The organism is Phormidium sp. CCY1219, assembly GCF_055795085.1.
This window is the reverse complement of sequence record NZ_JAYFEQ010000665.1, coordinates 1-284: the sequence shown is the minus strand read 5'-3', so window position 1 is coordinate 284 and position 284 is coordinate 1. Positions and strand designations below refer to the sequence as shown.

Here is a 284-nt window from a genome sequence, read left to right as displayed (position 1 = left end):
ACCGATATTCCCGATGACAGCACAACCGCAATAGATATCGGAACCACCAGCGAAGGGACACCCGTTAGCAAAACCTTCACCCTGAAAAACACCGGAACCGCCGAACTGAGTGTGAGCGATTTGCAATTGCCTACAGGGTTTAGTGTGGTGGGAAATGTGCCCAGTGCGATCGCCCCCAACAGCGAAGCAACGCTAGAATTGCAACTCGACGCCACAGGGGCGGGAACTCCTTCTGGGGAACTCTCCTTCACCACCAACGATAGCGACGAAAACCCCTTTAATTT

At 53.2% G+C, this 284-nt stretch carries 1 protein-coding gene; it reads left to right on the top strand.

Translation table 11 applies throughout. The features are described 5' to 3' along the window. Nucleotides 1-284, top strand: a 284-nt coding sequence (locus AC0QH1_RS19500; RefSeq protein WP_324632950.1) for a choice-of-anchor D domain-containing protein, incomplete at both ends; no start/stop codon positions are given.